The following is a 24727-nucleotide window of genomic DNA, read 5'->3' as shown; positions in this document are numbered from 1 at the left end:
ACCGCCGCGTAGGGTGGAGACAACCGATACTCATGCGACCCGCGATCACGCTGGAGCACCGTTAGCTCCGCCGAGTTGCCAGGACGGCCTCGGCGGCTTCGACGAACCCGGCGCCGCCCGGGCCTTTGGTGACCCACGTCGGCGGAACAGGGATTTCGTCGAGATAACGGCTGACCGTGCTCACGCCGACGGTGCGTCGGAAGAACTGGAACATCGGCGCGTCGTTCAAAGAATCGCCGACATAGAGGACCTGGTCACCATCCTCGTCGATATCGACCTGGTAGAGTTCCGCCAGAGCGCGACGCGCCATCGCGAGTTTGTCGAAACCGCCCAGCCACCCCAGTAGCCAAAGGTTGTTCTCGGTCGTAAGAGCGCCGCCCGCCCGTAACGCCTCCAACAGTTCGGCGCGAAGCACGACATCGTCCATCGCCTGGAAGGCTAGAGTCGTCAGGCGAAACGGCTGGTCGTCAGCCAGTACGGCGGCCGGCGCCTTACGCCTGATCGTGGCGGCGAGCGCTTCAAGTCGAGCGCGCTCGGCGTCGGCGTCCGGGCTCCAGAAGACACGGCTTACGCCTTCTCCCCGCCGCTGGAGCAGCAGCCCTCCATTTTCCGCGATTACGGCGTCTACTGGCCACATCCGAGCCATCTGATCACACCAACCCGCCGGCGCGGCTGTAACAGGCACAACGATGACGCCGGCAGCCTGCAGTCGCTCCAGTGCGCCGTACGTCGCCGCCGCGAGCCGACCGCGATAGGTAAGGGTTTCGTCCATATCCGTCAGGACAAACCGAATCTGCGCCAGATCACGACGCGCGGCGCTCGCCAGAGGTTCCATGCGTCCATTCATGGCCAAGCAAGGCGCATGGCAAAGCCAAGTGATCTCACGATGCATTTAGCTTTGTTGCCTGGGTCGAAAGGTCGGCTTCGCACCCATTGCCCGCGCTTGGCGGAGCCCTCCAAAACGCCCCGCCTCAGTCGCCTAGATGAAGTCCATCAGGCTCGGCGGTCCCGCCAGGGTTCCGTCGGCGTTGAACATCCCCGCCAGCTTCTCGCGCGAGGCCTGCAGCTCGACCATCTTGCCGTAGACAGCGGGCGTCCAGCCGCCGGCTTCGCGTTCCTCGGCGGTCATGGCGGCGTAGCGGGTGATCATCGCCTTGCCGAAGCCGCCCTCGTCCTCGCCGGTCGACTGGTAGCTGGCCTTGATGGCGAGGCTGTCGCGGGCGCGGATCTCGGCCTGCGCCTCGTGGATCTCGTGGGCCGAGAACTGCTCGTCCTTGTTCAGGGCGATGGCCGACAGCGAGCGGTCGTCGAAGCGGGCGAAGTCGATCACGCCGCTGTCGGGGTTTCGAGCCGCGCCCGCCTGGAAGGCCAGGGCATACTGCTTGTCCAGCGCCGTACGGACGTCGGTGGCGACCTTGCCGAACTCGCGGGTCTTGGCCCCGGCGACGGCGCTGCCGGTCTCCTTCATATAGGCCGCGACGCTGTCGTGCTCGATGCCGGCGGGCGCGAGACCCGGACGGGCGATGGCTTGCCGACGGCCTTCGACCAGGGCGGCGCGCTCCTCGGTCCAGGCGGCCGAGGCCTTCTCCTCCGGACCGGCGGCGTCCATCTGGTCGAGAGCGGCCTGGTAGAGGCTGGCATAGTCGCCGGCCAGCCGCGCCTGGGCGGCCGAGCCGGCCAGGGCGGTGTCGTGCTGGGTCTTCAGGCCCAGCGCCGCGACCACCTGCTGGTCCATCGGAAACTGGCCGCCCTTGTTGCTGGCCACGGCGTGGAGCGTGCGGCGATCCAGGTCGGAGAGATCGATCGTGGAATTGCCGTCCTTCAGCGCGCTGGCGGTGCCGGCCGCCTTCAGGCGCGCGGCGATCTGGGTCCTGGCGTCGGCGACGACGGTCTCGATGGTGCGGGAGTCCGTCTGCGCCTTCAGGGCGGCCTGGGCGGCCGGCGAGAGGGTGACGTTCACCGCCGGGGTGTTGATCGTCGGGCTCTGATCGCGGGGCTGGCCAAAGCCCGTCGCCTGGTTGGCGCGCTGTGTCGCGGTCTGTCCGGCGGTGAGGCCGGGGGCGTAGGTCGACGAGTACGGGTTGATCGTCGTCATGGCGCGGCGGGAACTCGAAGCGAATCAGACGCTTGACGATACCAGCCGTCCCTGGGGCGGGGCCACCCCATGGTTAATAGGTCGCAACCTTTAGGCCAGGACGCCCGTCAGCAGCGGCTTGGCGAACAGGTCGGCGGCCTCCTCGCGCTCCAGGCCCGGCGCCCACGCGCCCAGAGAGGCGGCGGCGTTCAGCATCGAATTGATCATGTGAGCGGCGATGCTGGGGTCGATCGCGCGGATCGAACCATCGGCGATCCCGTCCGAGATGATCGAGGCGAACCGCTGCCAGCCGCGCATATAGCCGTCGGCCATGTCGCTCCGCAGGGGCTCGGGCAGGGCGCCCAGCGACGAGGCGCGCAGCAGCGGCCCGTGCTCGGAGAGCTGGTAGGTGGTGAGGCCGGCGGCGGTGGAGACCAGCTGCGTCCAGCTGTCGGCCTCCAGGGCGCGTGCGTCCAATTGCGAGCGGCGGGTGACCGTGAAAGTGCGCTCGAAGCACTCGGACACCAGGGCGTCCTTGTCCTCGTGGTGGTGGTAGAACGAGCCCTTGGTCACGTTCAGGGCGGCCGAGATGTCCTCGACCGAGGCCCCGCGATAGCCACGCTGGTTGATCAGGCGGGTGGCGGCGACCAGGAAGGTCTCTCGCCATTCCAGCCCCTCGGGCGACAGCGGGGTCGGGTCGGGCAGCGGTCGCGGCGCCCAGGTCCGGCCCGCGGCGGGCAGGCCGTTCAGCAGGATGTCGCCCATCCGGTCGCGCACCCGGCCATAGTCCTCGATGTCGTAGCGGCGCAGCCACCGGCCCGACCAGAACACCTGCTCCATCAGGAGGTGGGTGCGGGCGTTGCGCTGGCGCTTGTCCAGGTGGGCCAGGGACGGGTCGTCGAAGAAGCCGCGCACCCGGCGGAACAGGTCGTTGAACGCGCCGACCACCGAACCGCGCAGGGGCTCCTTGAGGGCCTTGATCTCGGTGAAGCTGGTCAGCGGCGTGGCTTCGCCCAGGCGGACGCGGCGGTTCAGGTCGAGATAGAGGTCCAGGAACTTCAGAATCCGGGCGGCGGGGCCGGTCTCGGCGGCGGCCTCCTCGACCATGGCCTCGAAGCGCTCGAGGCCGCGCATGAAGCAGGCGGCGGCCAGGTCATCCTTCTTGCGGTAATAGTAGGTGACGCTGGTGGTGTTGAGGCCGACCTTGGCGGCGACGTCGGCGAGCGTCATGCCGCGCACGCCCTGGCGATTCAGGATCGCCGTGGCGGCCGCCAGGATCGTCTCCTTCTTGCGGGCGTAGCGCGCTGTCGCGGCCCCCGCGATCCGACCGTCATCCATCCAAGCAAACCCCTGATACGCCGATACCGTTGGCGTCACGCGTGGCGGTTGCGCCGCCGTCTGGACTGTCGGGTCCAATTTAGGCGCCCGGAGGGTCGGCTTAAAGGCCAGGCCCTGCCGCCACGGAACAATAACCCGCCCCTACAGCCACGGTTTGTCAGGATTGTTGCAAATCGCCTGTTTTCGGGCGTCGGGACTGTCGGAAAACGGTGTTTCGACCTGGACGCGAACCGTGCGTACATAGCGACGTCGGGGCGGGCGCGGATCCTAACGGAGAGGGAGCGTTCGCAAATGTCGGTTGTGGATGATGGATCGGCGGGGGCCGGTCTGGTGGCGCGGGTGAAGGGCATTCTGCTCTCGCCCTCCGTCGAGTGGGAAAAGATCGAGCGGGAGCCGGCCACCATCGGCGGGCTGTTCACGGGCTATGTCTGCATTCTGGCGGCGATCCCGGCGGTGGCCGGCCTGATCGGCGGGCAGTTGTTCGGTCACGGCGCGTTCGGGATCTCGATCAAGCCCAGCCTGCCCATGGCGATCACGGTCGCGGTGCTGGGCTATCTCAGCGCCCTGCTCATGACTTTCATCCTGGGGACGGTCATCGACGCCCTGGCGCCCAGCTTCGGGGCGGAGAAGAACCGCGTGCAGGCCTTCAAGGTCGCCGCCTATTCCGGCACGGCCGGCTGGGTGGTCGGGGTCCTGAACCTGATTCCGGCGCTGGGGATCATCGTGATCCTGGCCAGCCTCTACGGTTGCTGGCTGCTCTATCTGGGCCTGCCGCGGGTGATGAAGGCCCCGACCGACAAGGCGCCTGGCTACGCGATCGTGACGATCCTGGTCGCCATCCTGGTCTCCATCGTCATCGGCGTCGCCACGACGGCGGTCATCCGCGTGACCGGTCTGGGCGGTCTGGGCGGTCTGGGCGCTGCGGCGCATGGCGACAAGCTGGGCGGCACGATGGAGGTCAACGGCCACAAGGTCGACCTGGGTCGGCTGGAAGCGGCCGGCAAGCGGGCCGAGGCGCTGTCGAAGAACCCGGGCAAGGCGGCCTCGCCGGAAGCGCTGCAGGCGCTGTTGCCGGACGGCGTCGCCGGCTATTCGCGGGCCAGCGTCGAGAGCAGCTCCAGCGGCTCGGGCGATGTCTCGATCGTCGTGGCCAAGGGCGAGTACCAGAAGGGCGATGACTCGTTCCAGCTGGAGGTCACCGACCTCGGCGCGATGGGCGCGATGGCGGCCCTGGCGTCCGGCATGGGGGCCCACGCCAGCAAGGACACCGCCGACGGCTATGAGCGGGTCGCCACCGTCGACGGTCGCCTGACCACCGAGGAATGGAACCGCCCGTCCAAGTCGGGGAAGTACGGCGTCGTCATCGCCGACCGCTTCTCGATCCAGGCGGAAGGAACGGTCGCCAGCATCGACGACCTCAAACAGGCGGTTCGGGCGGTTGACGCCGCCCGGCTCGAAGCGCTGGCCCGCTAGGACGCCTTGCGCGCGCCGGCCCTGTCGGCGATCAGGACCTCGGCGATGGTGTGCGCCAGGACCGTGGGCGACAAGGGCTTGGCGATCGCCCCGTCCATGCCGGCGGCCAGGTAGCTGGCCTGCTGGTGGGCCAGGGCGTTGGCGGTCATGGCCAGGATCGGCGCGGCCCCGGCCGGGCCCTTGAAGGCGCGGATGCGGTGGGTGGCCTCCACCCCGTCCATGCCGGGCATCTGGATGTCCATCAGGATCAGGTCGAAGCCCTCGCGGGCCGCGGCCACGCCCTGGATCCCGTCATCGGCGGTGGTCACCCGCGCGCCGAGGGCCTCGAGCATGCGGGTGGCGATCAGGCGATTGGTGGCGTTGTCCTCGACCAGCAGCACGCGCAGGCCGGCGAACAGCGAGGTGTCGGCCTCATGGTCCTGGTGGACGGGCTCGGCGCAGGCCTCGGCCTCGACTTCCAGCCAGAAGGTCGAGCCCTTGCCCAGCTCGCTCTCGAACCCGACCTCGCCGCCCATCAGGTCGGCCAGCCGGCGGCAGATGGCCAGGCCCAGGCCCGAGCCGCCGAACCGGCGGGTGGTCGAGCCGTCGCCCTGCCGGAAGCGTTCGAACAGCTGCTTGCCGGCCTCCTCGCCGATGCCGACGCCAGTGTCGTCAATCTCGAACCGCAGCCGCAGGCGGTCGCCAGCGGGGTCTTCGATCCGCTTGCCGGAGAGGCGCGCGACGACGCCGCCTTCCAGCGTGAACTTGACCGCGTTGCCCAGCAGGTTGAACAGGGCCTGGCGCAGGCGCAGCGGGTCCGTGGCCGCCCAACCGAGGTCGCCGTCTCCCCCCTTGGGCGGAGCCTCGACGCGCAGATAGAGGCCCTTGGCCTCGGCCTGTGGGCGCAGCATGTCGACCACGCCGCGCACCAGCTCGGCCGGATCGACGGGCTCGGCCGACAGCTCCAGCTTGCCGGCCTCGATCTTCGAGAAGTCGATGATGTCGTTCAGCAGCTCCGACAGCATCTCACCGCAGCTCAGGGCCTCGTTCAGCAGGCGGCGTCCGTCGTCGGTCAGCTTCTCGGTCTTCAGCAGGTGCAGCACGCCCAGCACGCCGTTCATCGGCGTGCGGATCTCGTGGCTCATATTGGCCAGGAACTGGCTCTTGGCCTCGGCGGCGCTGAGGGCCGCATCGCGGGCGGCGACCAGCTCGGTGACGTTCTGGCTGATGCCGATCACGTCCCAGGCGTCGGGGCTGGAGCCACGCACGCCGCGCCAGGCGCAGTGCATGTGGGCCCACTCGTCGGTGGCCGGGTCCATGTAGCGATAGTCGATCTCGACGTGCTCGCCCGACCGCAGGGTCTTGGCGAACCCTTCCCAGACCCGCTCGCGATCCTCGGCGTGGATCGACATGGTCATCTCGGACACCGTCATGGTCCGCACCCCGCCCTGCGGGGCGCTGGGCGTGGGGATGTCCTGGTCGAAGACGTAGACGCCCTTGCGGGGATTGAAGCGCCAGACATAGACGCCGGCCGCGCTGCGCAGCAGTTCGTTCGAGCGCTCCACCTGCTGGCGCGAGATCTCGCGGGCGCGGTCTTCGCTGAAGTCCTGGAAGACGATCAGCAGGCCGTTGCCTTCGAGCGTCTTGGACTGCGAGCGCACCCACAGCCAGCCGCCGCCCTTGCGGGCCAGGCGATGCTGCGAGCGGGCGTGGCCGACGCTGCGCAGGGAGTCGGCGATCGCGTAGATCACCTCGGTGTCGTGCAGGTGGAAGAAGTCCCGGATCGGGCGGCCCAGGGTGTCTTCGGCGGTCCAGCCGGTCAGGTTGGTCCAGGCGGGATTGACGCGGATGATCGCGTCATCCTTCAGGATGACGAACATGTCGAGGCTGCTCTGGAAAAACCAGTCGGCCGCCGCGGCTTCAATCCTGGAGGCAGCCTCGGAATCCAAGTGCTTGCCCATCCCGTTTCCCTCGTTTCAATTGATATGAGCAGGATCGGGTAAAGTTTACGTTGCGGCATAACGTCTCGCGGGCGTGTCCTGATCCCGACCAACGAAAGACAACCGCAAGGGGAGAGCAGGAATTTGAGTACGCCGGAAGCCGTAGGCATGTCGTCTGACCGACTGAAGCGCATCGATAGCTTCATCAAGGGCAAGTATATCGATACCGGGAAGCTGCCCTGCGCCTTGACCCAGGTCTGGCGTCGCGGCCAGCTGGCCTACACGTCTGTCCTGGGCAGCGCGGATGTTGAACGAAGCAAGCCGCTGAAGGCCGATAGCCTGTTCCGCATCTATTCGATGACCAAGCCGGTCACCAGCGTGGCCTTCATGATGCTGGTCGAGGACGGGCTGGTCGCGCTCGACGATCCGGTTCACCGATTCATCCCGGCCTGGCGCGACCTGGGCGTCTTCCAGGCGGGCGTCGCCGGGGCGTTCCAGAGCAAGCGCACGGCCGAGCCGATGCGGATGATCGACCTGCTGCGCCATACCTCCGGCCTCACCTACGGCTTCCAGCAACGGACCAATGTCGACGCGGCCTATCGCAAGCTGAAGCTGGACGGCGTCGACAGCGAGGGCGGGCTGCGGGCTTTCGTCGACAGCCTGGGCACGGTGCCGCTGGAGTTCTCGCCGGGCGAGGCGTGGAACTACTCCGTCTCGACCGACGTGCTGGGTTATCTGGTCGAGGCCATCTCGGGCATGCCGTTCGACGTCTTCCTGAAGACACGGATCTTCGACCCGCTGAAGATGGCCGACACCGGCTTCTTCGTACCCGAGGACCAGCGCGCCCGGTTCACCGCCTGCTACGCCCTGACGCCGTCGGGCAAGGTGGTGCTGCAGGACGATCCCGAGAAGAGCCGCTTCCTCGCCGATCCGTCGGTGAAGTCCGGCGGCGGCGGCCTAGTCTCGACCGCCGACGACTATATGCGCTTCTGCCGGATGCTGCTGAACGGCGGCGAGCTGGACGGCGCGCGCCTGCTCAGCCCCAAGACCATCAAGCTGATGACCATCAACCACCTGCCCGGCGGCCAGGAGCTGGTGCAGGCCTCGCGGTCGCTGTTCAGCGAAGCCGTGTTCGAGGGCCTGGGTTTCGGTCTCGGCTTCGCCATGACCATTAACCAGGCCCGGACCAAGAACCTTGGCTCGCTGGGCGAATATTTCTGGGGCGGCATGGCCTCGACGGCCTTCTGGATCGACCCGGTCGAGGACCTGGCGGTGGTGTTCATGACCCAGCTGATGCCGTCGACCTCGTACCCGATCCGGCGCGAGCTGCGGACCCTGGTCTATTCGAGCCTGACGGAAGCGGCGGGGTAGGGGAGCCACAATCCTCCCCCTAGCGGGGGAGGTGGCGCGAAGCGCCGGAGGGGGAAGTGCTGCCGAGCCCGCCTCTTCCCCCTCCGTCGACCTTCGGCCGACACCTCCCCCGCTAGGGGGAGGATCTGGCGTCCGCACAAAAGAAACGGCGCGGGAATCGCTCCCGCGCCGAGTTGCGCTTTACCTAAGTCCGACGCATTGCGAGCAATACGCCACGCTCGCGAAACTCACCGACTTCGAAACGTCAGGACGCGTGCAAGTCGCGTCCAAAGCCTATGACTCCCCACGAGCGTCCTCCCCGGCGTGGATCATTCTCTCTGGATTTCAGACGAATGCGGCGTCGGTCAGCCCCCCAACGCCACATCCGCCCCAGGATGATCTCGGCCGAACTTGTGTTTTCGAATTTGGAGTATGCACCAGGGGTCGTCAACGGGGGACCGCCCGCGAATGGGGCGCCGTCACGGAGGTCTGGACATCTTCGCCGGAGCGTGCAGGCTTCAAACAACCGTTCAAACCAGAACTCAAAACCAAAAACAGGGTGGAAACCGCCATGGCCGCGATCAACGCCGTCACCGATCTTTCCGTCGAAGGCGACATCGGCGTCGTCACGCTGAACTCGCCGCCAGTCAACGCGCTGTCGGCCGCCGTCCGAGAGGGGCTGAAGGGCGCGTTCGACGCGGCCATCGCAGATCCGATCGTCCAGGCGATCGTGCTGATCTGCGAGGGCAAGACCTTCATCGCCGGCGCCGACATCACCGAGTTCGGCAAGGCCATGACCGGCCCGTCGCTGCAGGACGTCCAGAACGTCATCGAGAATTCGCCCAAGCCGGTGATCGCGGCGATCCACGGCACCGTGCTGGGCGGCGGCCTGGAAGTGGCCCTGGTCGCCCACTACCGCGTGGCCGTGCCCTCCGCGAAGGCGGGCCTGCCCGAAGTGAACATTGGCCTTCTGCCCGGCGCCGGCGGCACCCAGCGCCTGCCGCGCATCGTCGGCGTCGAGAAGGCGCTGGAGATGGTGACCAGCGGCCAGCATGTGCCGGCGAAAGCGGCTCTTGCGATGGGTCTGTTTGACTCGATCGTCGAGGAGGGCGCCTTGCGCGACGGAGCCATCGCCTTCGCCCGCGTGGTGCTGGCCGAGGACCGACCGCTGAATAAGGTCCGCGAGTTGAACGACAAGGTCGAGGCCGCGCGCGGCAAGCCCGAAATCTTCGCCGACTTCCGCAAGGCCAACGCCAAGAAGTTCCGCGGCTTCATGGCCCCGGAGAACAACATCAAGTGCATCGAGGCGGCGGTGAACCTGCCCTTCGAGGAGGGGCTGAAGGAAGAGCGCCGCCTGTTCATGGAACTGATGACCGGCACGCAGTCGGCTGCCCAGCGCTATGTGTTCTTCGCCGAGCGCCAGGCCGCCAAGATCCCGGACGTGCCGGACGACACCCCCACGATCCCCGTCAAGAAGGTCGGCGTCATCGGGGCCGGCACCATGGGCGGCGGCATCTCGATGAACTTCCTCAACGCCGGCATCCCGGTGACGATCATCGAGGCCAAGCCCGAGAACCTGGAGCGCGGCGTCGGCGTCATCCGCAAGAACTACGAGAACACCGCCAAGAAGGGCCGCCTGACCCAGGACGACGTCGAAAAGCGCATGGGCCTTTTGACCCCCTCGATGAACCTCGAGGACCTGGCCGACTGCGACCTGATCATCGAGGCCGTGTTCGAGCTGATGGAGATCAAGAAGGAAGTGTTCGGCAAGCTGGACAAGATCGCCAAGCCCGGCGCGATCCTGGCCTCGAACACCTCGTACCTGGACATCGACGTGATCGCCGCCTCGACCTCGCGGCCGGAGAGCGTGATCGGCCTGCACTTCTTCTCGCCGGCCAATGTCATGCGCCTCTTGGAGATCGTGCGCGGCGCCAAGACCGATAAGTCGGTGATCGCCACCTCGATGCAGATCGGCAAGAAGATCGGCAAGGTCGCGGTGCTGGTCGGCAACTGCCACGGCTTCGTCGGCAACCGCATGCTGGCCCAGCGCCAGCGCGAGGCCCAGAAGCTGATCCTGGAAGGCGCCATGCCCTGGGACGTCGACCGCGTGCTCTACGATTTCGGCCTGCCCATGGGTCCGTTCGCGATGAGCGACCTGGCCGGCCTCGATATCGGCTGGGACCCGGCCAAGACCTCGTCCTCGACCGTGCGCGAAGTGCTCTGCGAGATGGACCGTCGCGGCCAGAAGAACGGCAAGGGCTTCTACGACTACGACGAGAACCGCAACGCCAGGCCGTCGGCCGAGGTCGAGGGCGTGATCCGCGACTTCGCCGAGAAGCGCCAGATCCAGCGCCGCGAGATCAGCGACCAGGAGATCCTGGAGCGCTGCCTCTATCCAATGGTCAACGAGGGCGCGAAGATCCTGGAAGAGGGCAAGGCCATCCGGGCGTCCGACATCGATATCGTCTGGATCAACGGCTACGGCTGGCCGGTCTATCGCGGCGGCCCGATGTTCTGGGGCGAGCTCGTCGGCCTCGACAAGATCCTGGCCAAGATGAAGGAGTTCCACGCCGCCCACGGCGACGACTTCAAGCCGTCGGCGTTGCTGGAGCGCCTGGTGGCCGAGGGCAAGGGGTTCAAGGACGCTTAGGGCGATCCCTCTAGGTTTCTAATAGGCGTGTCATCCCGGACGGCCCGCAGGGTCGATCCGGGACCCAGGAAGTGACAAAGCGCCGTGCGCGCCACTCCTGGGTCCCGGCTCTACGCTCCGCTTCGGCCGGGATGACACGGATTTTTGCGTAGGAATTTATGACATGAGCATCGCCGCCATGATGTCCGCCGACTACGGCGTGATGGGCGACATCCTTCGCGAGCGCGCGCGGGAGGCTCCCAGCCATCCGGCCGTGATCATGGAGACCGGCGAGGCCGTCACCTACGAACAGTTCGACGTCCTGGTCGACCGCGTCGCCGCCGCCTTGCAGCGCGATGGCGTGAACCCCGGCGAGGCCGTCGCCGTCTGCGCCCTGTCGTCGATCCCCTATGCGGCGGTGTTCCTGGGCGGCCTGCGAGCCGGCGTCGCCGTGGCCCCGATCGCGCCGTCCTCCACGCCGGATTCGATCGACGGCATGGTCGCCGACTGCGGCGCCAAGCTGTTCTTCCTCGACGCGGGGGTGGCCGAGGCCCAGGCGCCCGCGCCGGTTCCGGTGCGCCAGATCGCCCTGGACGGTTCTTCGGCTGGCGAAGCCTTCGACGCCTGGCTGGCGCCCGAAGGCGCCCAGCCCGCGCCGGTCGAGATCGGTCCCGAGGCGCCCTTCAACATCATCTATTCCAGCGGCACGACCGGCACGCCCAAGGGCATCGTTCAGTCGCATGGCATGCGCTGGAAGCATGTCTTCCGGGGCGATGCGGTGGGCTATGGGCCCACGGCCGTGACCGTGCTGTCGACTCCGCTCTATTCCAACACCACCCTGGTCGTCTTCTTCCCCACCCTGGCCGGCGGCGGGACCGTCGTGCTGATGAGGAAGTTCGACGCCGGCCGCTATCTGGAGCTGGCCCAGAAGCACCGCATGACCCACACCATGCTGGTGCCGGTGCAGTACCGCCGCCTGATGGAGCGGCCTGACTTCGACAGCTTCGACCTGTCGAGCACCCACATGAAGTTCTGCACCAGCGCCCCGTTCGCGGCCGAGCTGAAGGCCGACGTGCTGAAGCGCTGGCCCGGCGGCCTGGTCGAATATTTCGGCATGACCGAGGGTGGCGGCACCTGCATCCTCATGGCCCACGAGCATCCTGACAAGCTGCACACGGTCGGCCGTCCGGCCCCCGGCCACGACATCCGGCTGATCGACGAGGACGGCGTCCAGGTCGGTCCCGGCGTGGTCGGCGAGATCGTGGGCCGCTCGGGCGGGATGATGAACGGCTATCACGGCCGCCCCGACAAGACCGCCGAGGCGACCTGGATCTCGCCCGAGGGCTGGAGCTTCATCCGCACCGGTGATGTGGGCCGCTTCGACGAGGAGGGGTTCCTGACGCTGATGGATCGCAAGAAGGACATGATCATCAGCGGCGGCTTCAACATCTATCCGTCCGACCTGGAAGCGGTGCTGGTCACCCATCCGGCCGTACTCGAGGCGGCGGTGGTGGGCGTGCCCTCCGACGCCTGGGGCGAGACGCCGGTGGCCTTCATCGCCCTGAAGCCGGGGCAGAGCGCCGATCCGGAAGCGATCAAGACCTTCGTCAACGGCCAGGTCGGCAAGACCCAGCGGCTGGCGGATGTTCGTGTCGTCGACAGCCTGCCGCGCAGCCATATCGGCAAGGTCCTGAAGCGCGAACTGAGGGACTCCTGGCAGAATTCGCCTAGCCGCTAGACGTTTTTTGCCGCGACCGCGCGCCACATTAGGCGAGGCGGAATCGCTGGATACGGTCGCTTAACCATATGGTGCGGCCCGTGGGTCGCCCGGTTCGCCGTGGATAGTGTTTTACAAGCATGCGTACGAAGCCCGTCGCCGCTCCGATGACCGCCCCCGAGGCCCAGGTCCGACTCCGTTCCCAAGTCGGGGGTTCCAAGACCAATGGCGTTCCGATCGATTTCGACGCCGTGGCCAAGGCGCTGGGCGCGGCCGGTCATGCTTCCGATCTCGAACAGCGCCTGGCCGCTCGCTTCGCCCGCCCGGTCGCGGCCCGCGCCTTCGCTGATCGCGTCGAGGCCACGGCCGCCGCCCTCATCGCCCTCGGCGTGCGCGCCGGCGGCGTCTGCGTCGTCTCGGCCCTGGCCGATCCCGAGACCCTGGCCGGCGTCGCCGCCGCGGGTCTGAAGGCCTGGCTGGTCGATGTCGACCCGTTCAGCGCCATGTTCGACACCGACCACCTGCGCGAGCGCCTGCCCGAAGCGCCCGGTGTGCTGGAAGCCATCGTTCCCGCCGCCGCCCATGGCCGCGCACCCGACATGCGGGCCTGGGCCGCCTTCCGCGCCGAGACCGGCCTGCCGATCCTGGTCGACGCCGCCGGCGCCTTCGACGTGGTGATCGAGGCGCCTGTTCCTGTCTTGGTGGGCCTTCCCGCCGGGGCGGGCGTGTTCGTCGCCTGCGAGGACACCGCGACCATCGACGCCATTCAAGCCGCGCCGTTCGCGGGCGAGGACGGCCTTTCCACCTGGCCGGGCCTGCGCCAGCGCCTGTGCGGCACGGCCCAGCAATTGCGCGTCCTGCTGCTGGACAGCGGCGTCGGCTTCCAGCCGGGCTGGGGCATGAGCTGGATCTCGCCGACCTGCGCCCTCAGCCTGCCGACCGACGACGCCGGGGCCGTGGCCTGGAAGCTTCAAGCGGCGGGCGTTGCGGCCAGCTGCGCGGTCCGCGACCATGCGCTGGCGACCGACGACACTCCGATCGCCGACCACCTGGCGGCCTCGACCGTGGTGGTCACTCTGGATCCGAACCTGGATATCGAAGGGCTGGACCGGCTGTGTGACGCCTTGCGGGACGCGGTGGCCTAAGGCCTCGTGATGGCCTAGTCATTCGGCCAAGCGTTCCGAGGGTGACGATGGCCGAGAAGTTTCACTGCGCGACCTGCGGCCAGGAGCACGAAGACCTGTCCATCGACTGGGGCTTCGCCCTGCCCGACGAGGTCTGGGCGATCCCCGAGGAAGAGCGCGACGCTCAGGCCCGCTACGACGACGATCTTTGCCAGTGGGGCGACCGCTTCTTCATCCGCTGCATCTTGCCCGTGCCGCTGAAGGGGACGGACGATTACTTTGGTTGGGGCGCCTGGGCCGAGGTCGGGGCCGATGTGTTCGAGCGCTATCTCGAACTCTATGACGCGGACGGGCGCGACGAGCCTCCGCACCCGGCGAAACTGGCCAATCGGCTCGCGCCCTATCCCGGAACGACGCTGGGCACTCGCATGCTGATCCAGTTCCAGACCCCGGACGAGCGGCCGACCCTGAGCCTGTCGGAAGGCGACAAGAGCCGGCTGGCGCAGGAGCAACGCGATGGCGTCGACGCCGCGCGGCATCACGAGATCCTGGAAGTCTGCGGGGCTTAAGGCTCCCGCTCCCAGGTTCAGTTCACCGCCGCGTAGGCCTCGACCCCCGCCACCCGCTCGGCTTTTTCGGCTTCACTCAGGAACGAGCCGGTGAAGCTGTTCTTGGCCAGGGTCACGATATCCTCGCGGGTCAGCCCGACCGCACCGGCCGTCGCCATATAGTTCTCCAGCAGATAGCCGCCGAAATAGGCCGGGTCGTCGGAGTTCACCGTCGCCTTCAGGCCCAGCTGCAGCATCTTCTTCAGCGGATGGACGTCCAGGCTGGGCACGCCGCACAGCTTCAGGTTCGACAGCGGGCAGACCGTCAGGGTCGTGCCGTCCTTGACCAGGCGCGCCGTCAGGGCCTCGTCCTCCAGCGCCCGGTTGCCGTGGTCGATGCGGTCGACCTTCACCAGATCGATGGCTTCCCAGACATAGGCCGGCGGGCCTTCTTCACCGGCGTGGGCCACGACCTTGAGTCCGAGGTCGCGGGCCGCCTGCATGACGCGGGCGAACTTGGCCGGCGGGTGGCCGACTTCCGAGCTGTCGAGACCGACGCCAGCCAGCGAACCCAGCCAGGGCTTGGCCTGCTCCAGGGTGGCGAAGGCGCTCTCCTCGTCCAGGTGGCGCAGGAAGCAGAGGATCAGCTTGGACGTCACGCCCAGGGTCTTCTCCGCCTCGCCCATGCCGGCCAGCAGGCCCTTCATCACCGTGTCGAAGGCGATCCCGCGATCGGTATGGGTCTGGGGATCGAAGAAGATCTCGGCGTGGGTCCCGCCATCGGCGGCCAGGCGCGTGAAATAGGCCAGCGCCAGGTCCTTGAAGTCCTCCTCGGTGATCAGCACCCCCGCGCCCTGGTAATAGATGTCCAGGAAGTCCTGCAGGTTCGAGAAGTCATAGGCCGCCCGGATCTCGTCGACCGAGCCGTAGGGCAGGGTGATCCCGTTGCGCTTGGCCAGCGCGAACATCAGCTCGGGCTCGAGGCTGCCCTCGATGTGCATGTGCAGCTCGGCCTTGGGCAGGCCGCGAACGAATTGGGCGAAGGCGGTGGTGTCGGTCATGAGAGGAGTGATCGGACCGGGCCGGGCGCAGGTCAAGGGCGGGATGGCGAGAAGCGCCTAACCCGCCCCCACCATGCTCGCCGTCTTGGCGAAGGGGCTGAGGCCCAGCCAGGCCTGCATGTCGGAGGCCAGCACGCGGTCGCCGGTCAGCAGCATGCGCTCCTGGTCCAGCGCCTGGCGCACGGTGTCGTGGCCCATCCAGATGGCGGTCATGGTCCGCAGGTCGGTCGAGACATAGAGGTCGACGTCGAAGCCGGGATCGACCGAGCACAGATCGACCTTGTCCTCGGGCTCGACCACCAGCCACCAGCACCGGTTGACCGGCGCCTGCTCGGGATAGCGGAAATGGATCACGCTCTTGGCGCGCGACATCGGGCGCGGATCCAGGCCTCGGCGCATGTCCCACATCAGCAGCGAGGCGTCCAACTGCTGCAGCGACAGCTCCGTGCTGACCCAGCGCTGGCCCCACTGTCCGAACGCGTCGACCAGGCCTTCCAGGTCTTGGCCGGCCTTGGTCAGCCGGTATTCGAAGACGTTGGGGTCGCCGGCCAGGGCCTCGCGGCGCACGATGCCGGCGCTCTCCAGGTCTTTCAGGCGCTGGGACAGCAGGGCGGGCGACATGCGCGGCACGCCGCGTCGCAGGTCGTTGAACCGCGTCGAGCCGGCGACCAGCTCGCGCAACAGCACCACGGTCCACCGCGTGCTCAGAATCTCGGCCGCCATCGCGACCGGACAGAACTGCCTGTAGCTGCCTTGCGCCATTCGCCCTCCTTGGCAAACCTGTCGGCGTGTAGAGTGGAGACCAGCCGCCCGCTAGTTCAGTTCCTGTACCGGGGGCGGTTCAGTTGCTGAACTAGGCAGGACGTGCGCACTCGCGACAAGGTTCGTATCGCGCGGACCCGACTGATCGTCCGCCCACAGGAGGCTACGACATGTTGCTCGCACCGGAAATCACCACCGCGCCCGAAGCCGCCGACTGGCTGGCGCGCGCCGATCGGATCGCCGTCGAGATCGCCAAACACGCGGCCGAGCACGACGCCGAGGACAGTTTTGTCACGGAGGCCTACGCCCTCTTGAAGGCCGAGGGCCTGTTCAAGGCGCTGGTCCCTGTCGAGTTCGGCGGCGGCGGGGCCAGCGTCACCGATATCTGCCAAGTCATCCGACGGCTGGGTGCGTCCTGCGGCTCCACGGCCCTGGCCTTCGCCATGCACAGCCACCTGGTGGCGGTCGCCGCCTGGCGCTGGCGCCACCAGGGTGCGCCGACCGAGGGCCTGCTCAAGCGCCTCGTGGCCGAGGACCTGATCCTGGTGTCCAGCGGCGGCTCCGACTGGCTGGCCAGCGGCGGCACGGCGGTCAAGGTCGAGGGCGGCTTCAAGATCACCGCCCGCAAGGCGTTTTCCAGCGGGTCTCCAGCGGGCGACCTGTTGATGACCAGCGCCGTCTACAATGATCCCGACGCCGGCCCGACCGTCCTGCACTTCGGCGTGTCGCTGAAGGCGCCGGGGGTGAGCATCCGCGACACCTGGCGGACGCTGGGCATGCGCGGCACCGGCTCCAACGACCTGGAGCTGACCGAGGTTTTCGTGCCCGACGCGGCGATCTCTGGCCGGCGACCGGCCGGGCCGTGGCACATGCTGTTCCACATCATCAGCATGATCGCCTTCCCGATCATCTATTCGGCCTATGTCGGGGTGGCCGAGGGCGCGCGAGCCCGGGCCCTGACGATGATCAAGCGCAAGACGCCCGACCTCCTGACCGCCAGCCTGGTCGGCGAGATGGAGAACGTTTTCGAGGTAGCGGACATGGCCATGGCGCGGATGATCGCTCTGGCCGAGACCGGAGCGCCGGGCCCCGACAGCACCAGCCGGGCCATGACCTATCGCACGCTGGTCGGCCGCTCGGCGATCCAGACGGTCGAGCGGGCCATGGAGGCGGCCGGCGGCCAGGCCTTCTATCGCGACGCCGGCCTCGAACGCGCCTTCCGTGACGTCCAGGGCGCCCGCTACCATCCGCTGCAGGAAAAGCCGCAGGCGGTGCTGACGGGCCGGGTGGCGCTGGGCTGGGACATCGACGGCTAGGTTCCCGGGCTCCGGAAGTCCGCCAACACCTCGTCATCCCGGCCGTAGCGAAGCGGAGAGCCGGGACTCAGGGGCCGCCGCAATGCGTTGGGCCCCTGGGTCCCGGATAGCCTCTGCGAGGCTTCCGGGATGACGAGTTTTTGAGTTCCTACGAGAACTAGTGCGCGGCTTCCTTGGCGTCGTGGGCCGCATCCTTGGCCTTGTCGCCAGCCTTCTCGGCGGCGTCGCCGGCCTTCTCGGCCGCGTCGCCCGCGGCTTCCTTGGCCGCCTCGGTCCCGGCCGTGGCCGCGTCCGCCGAGGCGTTGGCCGCTTGAGCCGCGGCGTCAGCGGCCTTCTGGCTTTCGACGGCGGCGGCGTTGCTTTCGGCCGTCGCTTCCTGAGCCTTCTGCGCCTTGTTCTCGCAGGCCATCACCGTCAGGCCCAGAGCGGCCACGGCCGCGATTGTCACGATACGCATGAACATCTCCTCCCAAACCCGGCCTCGTCGCCGGTGTGGAGGAGATAATTCGAAGGCAGAGTTTCGGTTGCGCGGGCGCGCGCTACGACATCGGCGGCGCTGGCGGGGGCGGACCCTCGGGCAGGGGGATGAACTCGTCGTGGTCCAGGTCGGGCAGCTTCATGCGGCCGGCCTTCCAGTCGGATTTCGCCTGCTCGATGCGATCCTTGGACGAAGAGACGAAGTTCCACTCGATGAAGCGCGGGCCGATCGGCTCGCCGCCCATCAGCATGACGGTCGAGCGCTCGATGGCCTTGAAGACGATGGTGTCGCCGGGGGCGAAGACGGCCATCTGGGTCTCGACCAGCTCGCGTCCGTCGACCTCGACCCGGCCGGCGGCGATATAGGCGGCGCGCTCGGCATATTCGGCGGGCAGGGCGGCCGTCGTACCCGGCTCCAGCTCCCAGTGCACATAGAAGAGCGGCGAATAGACCGGAACGCTGGCCTTGGCGCCGAAGGCCTCGCCGGCGATCAGCCGAGCCTTCAGTCCGCCGCTCTCATAATAGGGCAGCTCGGCCGGCCCTTCGTGGTGCGTGAAGCTGGGGTCGATCTCCTCGAACTCCTTGGGCAGGGCCACCCAGGCCTGCATGCCGTCCATGCGGCCGCCGTGCTCGCGCAGGCCCTCGAAGCGCTCGGAGTGGGTGATGCCGCTGCCGGCGGTCATCCAGTTGACCTCGTGCGGCTTGATCACCGCCAGCGAGCCGACGCTGTCGCGGTGGGTGATCTCGCCCTCGAACAGGTAGCTCAGGGTGGACAGGCCGATGTGCGGGTGCGGGCGCACGTCGGCGCTCTTGGCGAAGCCCGGCAGGAAGTTGGCCGGACCCATGTGGTCGAGGAAGGTGAACGGCCCGACCATCCGATGGGCATGGAACGGCAGCACCCGGCCGACCTCGAAGTTTCCGAGATCCTTGCGGCGGGCTTCGAAGACGAGGTCGATCATGGGAGGCTCCGGCGAACAGCGACGCGGAGCTTAGCGGGGAGTGGCGTGAGGCGTCTTGTCGAAATCGCCCGCCGGGCGTCTGCTGGCCGGGCTTTGCTGGAGCCAGATGTACTGGAGAGGGCATGGACCCGCCGGAAGAGCAGTTGGCCGCCATGGCCGCCCGCTACGAGCCCGCCATCGCCGCGCGCGGGCTGGAGGCGATCGAGCGTCTGCGGGCGCGGATGCCCGGCGCGCATCGGCTGGTCTACGACAATTACAATGCCCTGGCGGTCGGCTTCGCCCATGGTGACCGGGCCAAGGACGCCTTCGTCTCGATCGCCTTCTATCCGCGCTGGGTCACGCTGTTCTTCCTGTACGGCAAGGGGTTGGACGATCCGGACGGCCTGCTGAAGGGGGAGGGCGCACGGGTCCGGCATGTGGTGCTGGACGAGGCCGGGGACCTGGAGCGGCCAGAGATCGTCGCGCTTCTCGATCAGGTGCTGGAGCGACATGGAGTCGCTCGACCCGGAGGGGCTGCTGGTGATCAAGTCGATTTCCGAGAAGCAGCGATCAAGGCGGCCGGGCGGCTAAGTCCTAGGGCTTGATTGGCAGCGCCATGATCCGCGCCGGGGCTAGCCCGCCGCGCGGCTTGCCGTCCTGGCCGAAGTCGCTCCATTGGCTGCGGGCGACGAAGACGAAGTCGCGACCGCGCATGACGCCGCCGGTGGGCTCGTCCAGCTCGGGCAGGTTGGCGGCCAGGGTCTCGGCGCGCTCGATCTTCCGGCCGTCCGCCGACGGCCAGAGCCGCAGCACGCGCTGGGGCGCGACGCCGTTCTGCACGACGATCAGCGACCGCCCATCGCGCAGCACCCCGTCGGCGCCGATCAGCGAGAGGTCGTCCGGCGTCTGAACGGCGACGACGTCCAAGCTGGTAAGGTCGACGCGATGCAGGCCGCTGGGATAGTCGGCGACCAGCAGGGCCTTGCCGTCCGGCGACAAGGCCAGGCCCTGGGCCGAGCCTATCTCCTCGGAGCGGACCAGGAGATCCAGGGCGGCCGCCCCTGGCTTCAGGCGCCAGATCTCGCCGCCCAGGCTGTTGGACGCATAGACGGTCCCGTCCGGCCCGACGGTCAGGTCGCCCAGCTGCCGCTTGGTTCCGTCGACGGGCGCGGTGTGGCGAGCCAGGATCTTGCCGGTGTCGAGGTCGATCCTCAGCAGGGCCGTGGGACCTCGGGCCTCGGGCGTGAGGTCGCGGGTCTGGTCGGTGGCGGCGGTCAGGGCCCAGAGCGTGCGGCGCGGGGCGTCGGCGACGATGCCGAACACGGACCAGAGATCGTCGGCTGGCGGCGTGAAGTCGGTGACTTTCCCATCGGCTCCGATCGCCACGATGCGGCGCCCGTGGACCTGGCTGAGCAGCAGCCGCTTGCGCTTGGGATCATAGGCCACGCTCTCGGCGAGCAGCGCGCCGGTCAGGGTGGCGACGGGGGCGAGTGCGCCGATCGGCTTGCGATTGGCCTCCAGCCGCGCGGCGACCGGCGCGTAGTCGGCCCGGGCGGTCAGAGTCGAGAGCGCCTTGTCGGCGGCGACATCGTGAAGGAGGTCAAGGCGGGCGTAGCGGTCGAGCAGCGCCACGGCCCGGGCGGGGTCCTGGGGCGCGGTCAGGCGGGCCAGGTTCAGTAGTACGCCGGGATGGGCCGGCATCAGGGCTGAAGCCTCGGCCATGCGCGTGAGGCCCAAGGCGGCGTCGCCAGCGCGGACGGCGGCGCTGGCCTCTCGGCGAAGGCGGTAGAACGCCGGCAGCCGCCCCTCCGCGAAGGAGGGCGCGGCCATCAGGAGGACAAGGCCTCCCAGGGCGAGACGGCTAGCTAAGCGGGCTGACATACGGGCTGATCAGGCCCAGGGGGACGGCGGTCGAGTTCTTGACGCCGCGGATGACGATGCGGCTCTCGATGTTCGAGACCAGGCCCAGCGACAGCAGCTTGTCGCGCAGGAATTCGTCGAAGGCGCGCATGTCACGGGTGACGATGCGCATCTCGTAGTCGGCCGCGCCGGTCACGGTGGCGCACTGGACGACTTCGGCCCACTTGCCGACCGCCTGTTCGAACGTGTCCAGGTTTTCCTTGGTCGGCAGCGACAGCTTGACGGTGCAGTAGACCTCGAACCCGAGGCCCAGCTTTTCGCGGTCGAGAATGGTCACGCGGCGTTGAATGACGCCCGCGTCCTCCAGTCGCTTGATCCGGCGCCAGCACGGGCTGGACGACAGGCCCACGCGCTCGGCGATCTCGGCGACGGACAGTCCGGCGTCGTGTTGGATGAGATCCAGGATCTTGGCATCCACGGCGTCGAGTTGTTCGGACAAGAAATTCCTCCCCCAAGTGGGCGTTGACGCTCCAATTTTGCGCAAAACGGCCACGAGTCGGGCACGCCTTGGGCAAACAATTTCCGCGCTTCTATAAGATATTGCGCTGCGGGCGGGAAGACCCAGGAGGAAAATTTTTGCCATGCGGCACTCGGAAGTCACGCTAGACGACAAATATGTGCTCGAAGATGGTCGTGCATTCATCACTGGGGTGCAGGCGCTGCTTCGGGTCCTGCTGGATCGCAAGCGCCTCGACCGCAAGGCTGGGTTGAACACTGGCGGCTATTTGTCGGGCTATCGCGGCTCGCCGCTGGGCGGCCTCGACCAGCAGGCCGCGCGCATCAAGAAACTGCTGACCGCGCACGACGTGGTCTTCCAGGAAGGCCTCAACGAGGACCTCGCCGCCACCGCCGTGTGGGGCAGCCAGCAGGCCAACCTGTTCCCGAACGCGCTGTACGACGGTGTCTTCGGCATGTGGTACGGCAAGGCCCCGGGCGTGGACCGCACCGGCGACGTCTTCAAGCACGCCAACTTCGCCGGTGTCTTCCCCACCGGCGGCGTCCTGGCGGTGGCCGGCGACGACCACGGCTGCAAGAGCTCGACCCTCCCGTCGCAATCGGAATTCGCCTTCCAGGACTTCGAGATGCCGGTGCTGTCGCCGGCCGACGTCCAGGAGGTGCTGGACTACGGGATCCTCGGGATCGCCATGTCGCGCTTCACCGGCCTGTGGACGGGCATGATCGCCCTGGCCGACACCATGGACTCGGGCGTGACGATCGACGTCTCGCTGGACCGCCACAAGCTGGTCCTGCCCGACTTCCCGATGCCCCCCGGTGGTCTGGGCATCCGGCTGAAGGACCAGCCGATGGAGAAGGAGCGGCGCATGCGGCTCCACAAGCTCCCAGCCGCCCTGGCCTTCGCCCGCGCCAACCAGATCGACCGCGTGGTGCTGGGCGCCTCGCACGTGCGCGTGGGTAAAGCCCGTCTCGGCATCGTCTGCCAGGGCCAGGCCTACAAGGATGTGCTGGAAGCCTTCACGGCCATGGGCATGACCCTGCAGGAAGCCGCCGACCTGGGCGTCTCCATCTATAAGGTCGGCATGCCCTGGCCGCTGGAGCCCCTGGGCCTGCGCGCCTTCGCCGCCGGTCTCGAGACCCTGATGGTCATCGAGCACAAGCGCGCCCTGATCGAGCCCCAGGCCCGGGCCGCCCTCTATGACCTTCCCGCCCAGGCGCGCCCGCGCGTGATCGGCAAGACCGACGAGAAGGGTGGGCCGCTGCTGTCGGAGCTGGGCTCGCTGTCCGTCGCCGAAATCGCCCTGGCCATCTATGACCGCCTGCCCGACGGCCCGCACATGGAGCGCGCCCGCGCCTATCTGAACCGCGTCTCGGCCGCCGGCGTCGCCGCCGTCAGCCTGGCCGCCGACCAGGCCCGCAAGCCGTTCTTCTGCTCGGGCTGCCCGCACAACACCTCGACCAAGCTGCCCGAGGGCTCGCGCGCCCTGGCCGGCATCGGCTGCCACTACATGGCCGGCTTCAACGACCCGTCGACCGACCTCAACACCCACATGGGCGGCGAGGGCCTGACCTGGGTCGGCGCGGCGCCGTTCACGGCCGAGAAGCACGTCTTCCAGAACCTGGGCGACGGCACCTACAACCACTCCGGCTCGCTGGCGATCCGGGGCGCGATCGCGGCCAAGGCCAACATCACCTACAAGCTGCTGTTCAACGACGCCGTCGCCATGACCGGCGGCCAGCGGGCCGAGAGCGGCTTCACCCCCGCCCAGATCACCCGCCAACTGGCGGCCGAGGGCGTCACCAAGACCGTCATCGTCGTCGACGACCTGAAGCGCTACGAGGGCGTCAGCGACCTCGCCCCCGGGGTCGAGCTCTTCCCGCGCTCGGACCTGATGCGCGTGCAGGAAATGCTGCGCGAGACGCCCGGCGTGACGGTGCTGCTCTATGATCAGACCTGCGCGACCGAAAAGCGCCGCCGCCGCAAGCGCGGCTCGATGCCCAAGGCGACCCAGCGCGTCTTCATCAACCCGCTGGTCTGCGAAGGCTGCGGCGACTGCTCGGTGAAGTCCAACTGTGTCTCGGTCGAGCCCCTGGCTACCGAGTTCGGCCGCAAGCGCCGGATCAACCAGTCCAGCTGTAACCAGGACTACACCTGCGTCGAGGGCTACTGCCCCTCGTTCATCACCCTGGAAGGGGCCGAGAGCGCCCAGTCCAAGAAGGCCCCGCCGGCCCTGACCGCCGACTCGACGCCGCTGCCCGAGTTCGAGCCGCTGGTCGGCGTGCGCAAGATCCTGTTCACGGGCGTCGGCGGCACCGGCGTCACGACCGTGGCCTCGATCCTGGCCATGGCCGCCCATATCGACGGCCGCGCCGGCAGCGTGGTGGACATGACCGGCCTGGCCCAGAAGGGCGGCTCGGTGTTCAGCCACGTCAAGATCGGCGAGACCGAGGAGACCATCGTCGGCGGCCGCGTGCCGGCCGCCAGCGCCGATGTGCTGATCGCTTGTGACCTTCTCGTTGCAGCCTCACCGGAAGGTCTATCGCTGTACGCCAAGGACCGCACGCGGGCCTTCGGCAACAACGATTTCGCCCCCACCGCCGACTTCGTCACCAGCCGCGACGTGAAGTTCGACAGCGGCGCCATGGCTCGCCGGGTCAAGGGCGCGACCAAGACCTTCGACGCCTGCCCGGCCCAGCGCCTGGCCGAGACCGCCTTCGGCGACGCGATCTACGCCAACATGATCATGGTCGGCTTCGCCTGGCAGCGCGGCGTGATCCCGCTGTCCAGCCGCGCCCTCTATCGCGCCATCAAGCTGAACGGCGTCGACGCCGAGGCCAATCTGCAGGCCTTCGAGCTGGGTCGCCGCGTCGCCCATGACCCGGCCTCGGTCGAGGTCAAGGAAGACAAGGTCGCCACGCCCGAGACCATGCCGCTGGACGCGCTGATCGCCCACCGCACCGCTGAGCTGACCGGCTACCAGAACGCCGCTTACGCCCAGCGCTATGCGGACAAGGTCGCCAAGGTGCGCAGCGCGGAAATCGCCGTCAGCGGCGCCGACTCGGCCCTGCCGCTGACCCGCGCGGCGGCGACCAACCTCTACAAGCTGATGGCCTACAAGGACGAGTATGAGGTCGCTCGTCTGTACACGGACGGTCGCTTCGCGGCCGAGCTGGCCGGGACCTTCAAGGGCGGCAAGGCCAAGGTCTGGCTGTCGCCGCCGCTGCTGGCTCCCAAGGGCCCTGACGGCAAGCCCAAGAAGATCGCCTTCGGCGGCTGGATGCTCGACCTGGCCTTCCCGATGATGGCGAAGATGAAGGGCCTGCGCGGCGGCGCCCTGGACATCTTCGGCCACACCGAGGAGCGCAAGATGGAGCGCGGCCTGATGACCTCGTACGAGGTGACCCTCGACCGCCTGGCCGCGGGCCTCTCCAAGGAGAGCCTGCCGCTGGCCGTGAAGATCGCCGAGATCCCGCAGCAGATCCGCGGCTACGGCCACGTGAAGGACGCCTCGGTCGTGACGGCCAAGGCGGCGGAAGCGAAGCTGTGGGAGCAGTGGTGCGCGAGCTGATCTCCTCAGCTTCCCCCGCCTTTCTTCTCGTCATCCCGGCCGAAGCGTAGCTTAGA

General features: G+C 68.1%; 19 protein-coding genes and 1 pseudogene. 9 read left to right on the top strand and 11 right to left on the bottom strand.

Going from position 1 to position 24727, the window contains the following annotated elements; translation table 11 throughout:
* Positions 1–61: 61 nt before the first annotated feature.
* The 3 genes from AC1RRV_RS21425 to AC1RRV_RS21415 all read right to left on the bottom strand — a co-directional run bounded on the left by AC1RRV_RS21425 (position 62) and on the right by AC1RRV_RS21415 (position 3412).
* The gene (locus AC1RRV_RS21425) at positions 62–835 is read right to left on the bottom strand and encodes an HAD-IIB family hydrolase (RefSeq protein WP_492861667.1); all 774 of its coding nucleotides are present in this window, start codon (positions 833–835) and stop codon (positions 62–64) included.
* A 144-nt stretch (positions 836–979) separates the two neighbouring features.
* A complete protein-coding gene (locus tag AC1RRV_RS21420; RefSeq protein ID WP_492861666.1) occupies positions 980–2095 on the bottom strand; it encodes a hypothetical protein in 1116 nt (371 codons plus the stop codon).
* Between the two features lie 90 nt (positions 2096–2185).
* Positions 2186–3412: a TetR/AcrR family transcriptional regulator gene (locus AC1RRV_RS21415; protein ID WP_492861665.1), complete on the bottom strand. Its 1227-nt coding sequence runs from the start codon at positions 3410–3412 to the stop codon at positions 2186–2188.
* Between the two features lie 291 nt (positions 3413–3703).
* Between AC1RRV_RS21415 and AC1RRV_RS21410 the strand changes: the two genes are divergently transcribed.
* The gene (locus AC1RRV_RS21410) at positions 3704–4885 is read left to right on the top strand and encodes a Yip1 family protein (RefSeq protein WP_492861664.1); all 1182 of its coding nucleotides are present in this window, start codon (positions 3704–3706) and stop codon (positions 4883–4885) included.
* Here the strand turns inward: AC1RRV_RS21410 and AC1RRV_RS21405 are convergent.
* The gene (locus AC1RRV_RS21405) at positions 4882–6825 is read right to left on the bottom strand and encodes a hybrid sensor histidine kinase/response regulator (protein ID WP_492861663.1); all 1944 of its coding nucleotides are present in this window, start codon (positions 6823–6825) and stop codon (positions 4882–4884) included. The genes AC1RRV_RS21410 and AC1RRV_RS21405 overlap by 4 nt on opposite strands.
* Before the next feature lie 123 nt (positions 6826–6948).
* Here AC1RRV_RS21405 and AC1RRV_RS21400 point away from each other — a divergent pair, with 123 nt between their 5' ends.
* Both AC1RRV_RS21400 and AC1RRV_RS21395 read left to right on the top strand, forming a co-directional pair.
* A complete protein-coding gene (locus tag AC1RRV_RS21400) occupies positions 6949–8175 on the top strand; it encodes a serine hydrolase domain-containing protein (RefSeq protein ID WP_492861662.1) in 1227 nt (408 codons plus the stop codon).
* A 538-nt stretch (positions 8176–8713) separates the two neighbouring features.
* A complete protein-coding gene (locus tag AC1RRV_RS21395; RefSeq protein WP_492861661.1) occupies positions 8714–10804 on the top strand; it encodes a 3-hydroxyacyl-CoA dehydrogenase NAD-binding domain-containing protein in 2091 nt (696 codons plus the stop codon).
* Here AC1RRV_RS21395 and AC1RRV_RS21390 read toward each other — a convergent pair.
* Positions 10801–10959: pseudogene (locus tag AC1RRV_RS21390) on the bottom strand (hypothetical protein); the annotation flags it as partial. The gene AC1RRV_RS21395 and the pseudogene AC1RRV_RS21390 overlap by 4 nt on opposite strands.
* An 8-nt stretch (positions 10960–10967) precedes the next feature.
* On the opposite strand from AC1RRV_RS21390, the gene AC1RRV_RS21385 reads away from it, so the two are divergent.
* The 3 genes from AC1RRV_RS21385 to AC1RRV_RS21375 all read left to right on the top strand — a co-directional run bounded on the left by AC1RRV_RS21385 (position 10968) and on the right by AC1RRV_RS21375 (position 14193).
* Positions 10968–12521, top strand: coding sequence for a class I adenylate-forming enzyme family protein (locus AC1RRV_RS21385; protein WP_492861660.1), 1554 nt, complete (start codon positions 10968–10970; stop codon positions 12519–12521).
* A 119-nt stretch (positions 12522–12640) separates the two neighbouring features.
* Positions 12641–13645, top strand: a complete 1005-nt coding sequence (locus tag AC1RRV_RS21380) for a DegT/DnrJ/EryC1/StrS family aminotransferase (RefSeq protein ID WP_492861659.1) — start codon at positions 12641–12643, stop codon at positions 13643–13645.
* 47 nt (positions 13646–13692) lie between these two features.
* Entirely contained in the window at positions 13693–14193 is a 501-nt protein-coding gene (locus tag AC1RRV_RS21375; protein ID WP_492861658.1) for a DUF2199 domain-containing protein, read from the top strand.
* Positions 14194–14210: 17 nt separating this feature from the next.
* Here AC1RRV_RS21375 and AC1RRV_RS21370 read toward each other — a convergent pair whose 3' ends face one another.
* Positions 14211–15233, bottom strand: a complete 1023-nt coding sequence (locus AC1RRV_RS21370; RefSeq protein WP_492861657.1) for an adenosine deaminase — start codon at positions 15231–15233, stop codon at positions 14211–14213.
* A 57-nt stretch (positions 15234–15290) separates the two neighbouring features.
* Complete coding sequence (locus AC1RRV_RS21365; protein WP_492861656.1) at positions 15291–15995, bottom strand: winged helix-turn-helix transcriptional regulator; 705 nt, start codon at positions 15993–15995, stop codon at positions 15291–15293.
* A gap of 170 nt (positions 15996–16165) precedes the next feature.
* Between AC1RRV_RS21365 and AC1RRV_RS21360 the strand changes: the two genes are divergently transcribed.
* Positions 16166–17311: an acyl-CoA dehydrogenase family protein gene (locus AC1RRV_RS21360; RefSeq protein ID WP_492861655.1), complete on the top strand. Its 1146-nt coding sequence runs from the start codon at positions 16166–16168 to the stop codon at positions 17309–17311.
* Between the two features lie 157 nt (positions 17312–17468).
* Here AC1RRV_RS21360 and AC1RRV_RS21355 read toward each other — a convergent pair whose 3' ends face one another.
* Both AC1RRV_RS21355 and AC1RRV_RS21350 read right to left on the bottom strand, forming a co-directional pair.
* Positions 17469–17768 (bottom strand): hypothetical protein, encoded by a 300-nt coding sequence (locus AC1RRV_RS21355; protein WP_492861654.1) that lies wholly within the window; start codon positions 17766–17768, stop codon positions 17469–17471.
* Between the two features lie 82 nt (positions 17769–17850).
* A complete protein-coding gene (locus tag AC1RRV_RS21350) occupies positions 17851–18747 on the bottom strand; it encodes a pirin family protein (RefSeq protein ID WP_492861653.1) in 897 nt (298 codons plus the stop codon).
* A gap of 122 nt (positions 18748–18869) precedes the next feature.
* Here AC1RRV_RS21350 and AC1RRV_RS21345 point away from each other — a divergent pair, with 122 nt between their 5' ends.
* The gene (locus AC1RRV_RS21345) at positions 18870–19331 is read left to right on the top strand and encodes a hypothetical protein (RefSeq protein ID WP_492861652.1); all 462 of its coding nucleotides are present in this window, start codon (positions 18870–18872) and stop codon (positions 19329–19331) included.
* Here the strand turns inward: AC1RRV_RS21345 and AC1RRV_RS21340 are convergent.
* Complete coding sequence (locus tag AC1RRV_RS21340) at positions 19321–20556, bottom strand: SMP-30/gluconolactonase/LRE family protein (protein WP_492861651.1); 1236 nt, start codon at positions 20554–20556, stop codon at positions 19321–19323. The genes AC1RRV_RS21345 and AC1RRV_RS21340 overlap by 11 nt on opposite strands.
* Before the next feature lie 31 nt (positions 20557–20587).
* Positions 20588–21085 carry an Lrp/AsnC family transcriptional regulator gene (locus AC1RRV_RS21335; protein WP_062096149.1) on the bottom strand — a complete coding sequence of 166 codons (498 nt, stop codon included), beginning with the start codon at positions 21083–21085 and terminating at the stop codon, positions 20588–20590.
* 142 nt (positions 21086–21227) lie between these two features.
* Between AC1RRV_RS21335 and AC1RRV_RS21330 the strand changes: the two genes are divergently transcribed.
* Positions 21228–24671: an indolepyruvate ferredoxin oxidoreductase family protein gene (locus AC1RRV_RS21330; protein ID WP_492861650.1), complete on the top strand. Its 3444-nt coding sequence runs from the start codon at positions 21228–21230 to the stop codon at positions 24669–24671.
* Positions 24672–24727 lie beyond the last annotated feature (56 nt).

It is taken from the genome of Caulobacter sp. GW821-FHT11E10, assembly GCF_058808375.1.
Note: the sequence above shows the minus strand (reverse complement) of the source record. Positions and strands in the feature narration are given on the sequence as shown.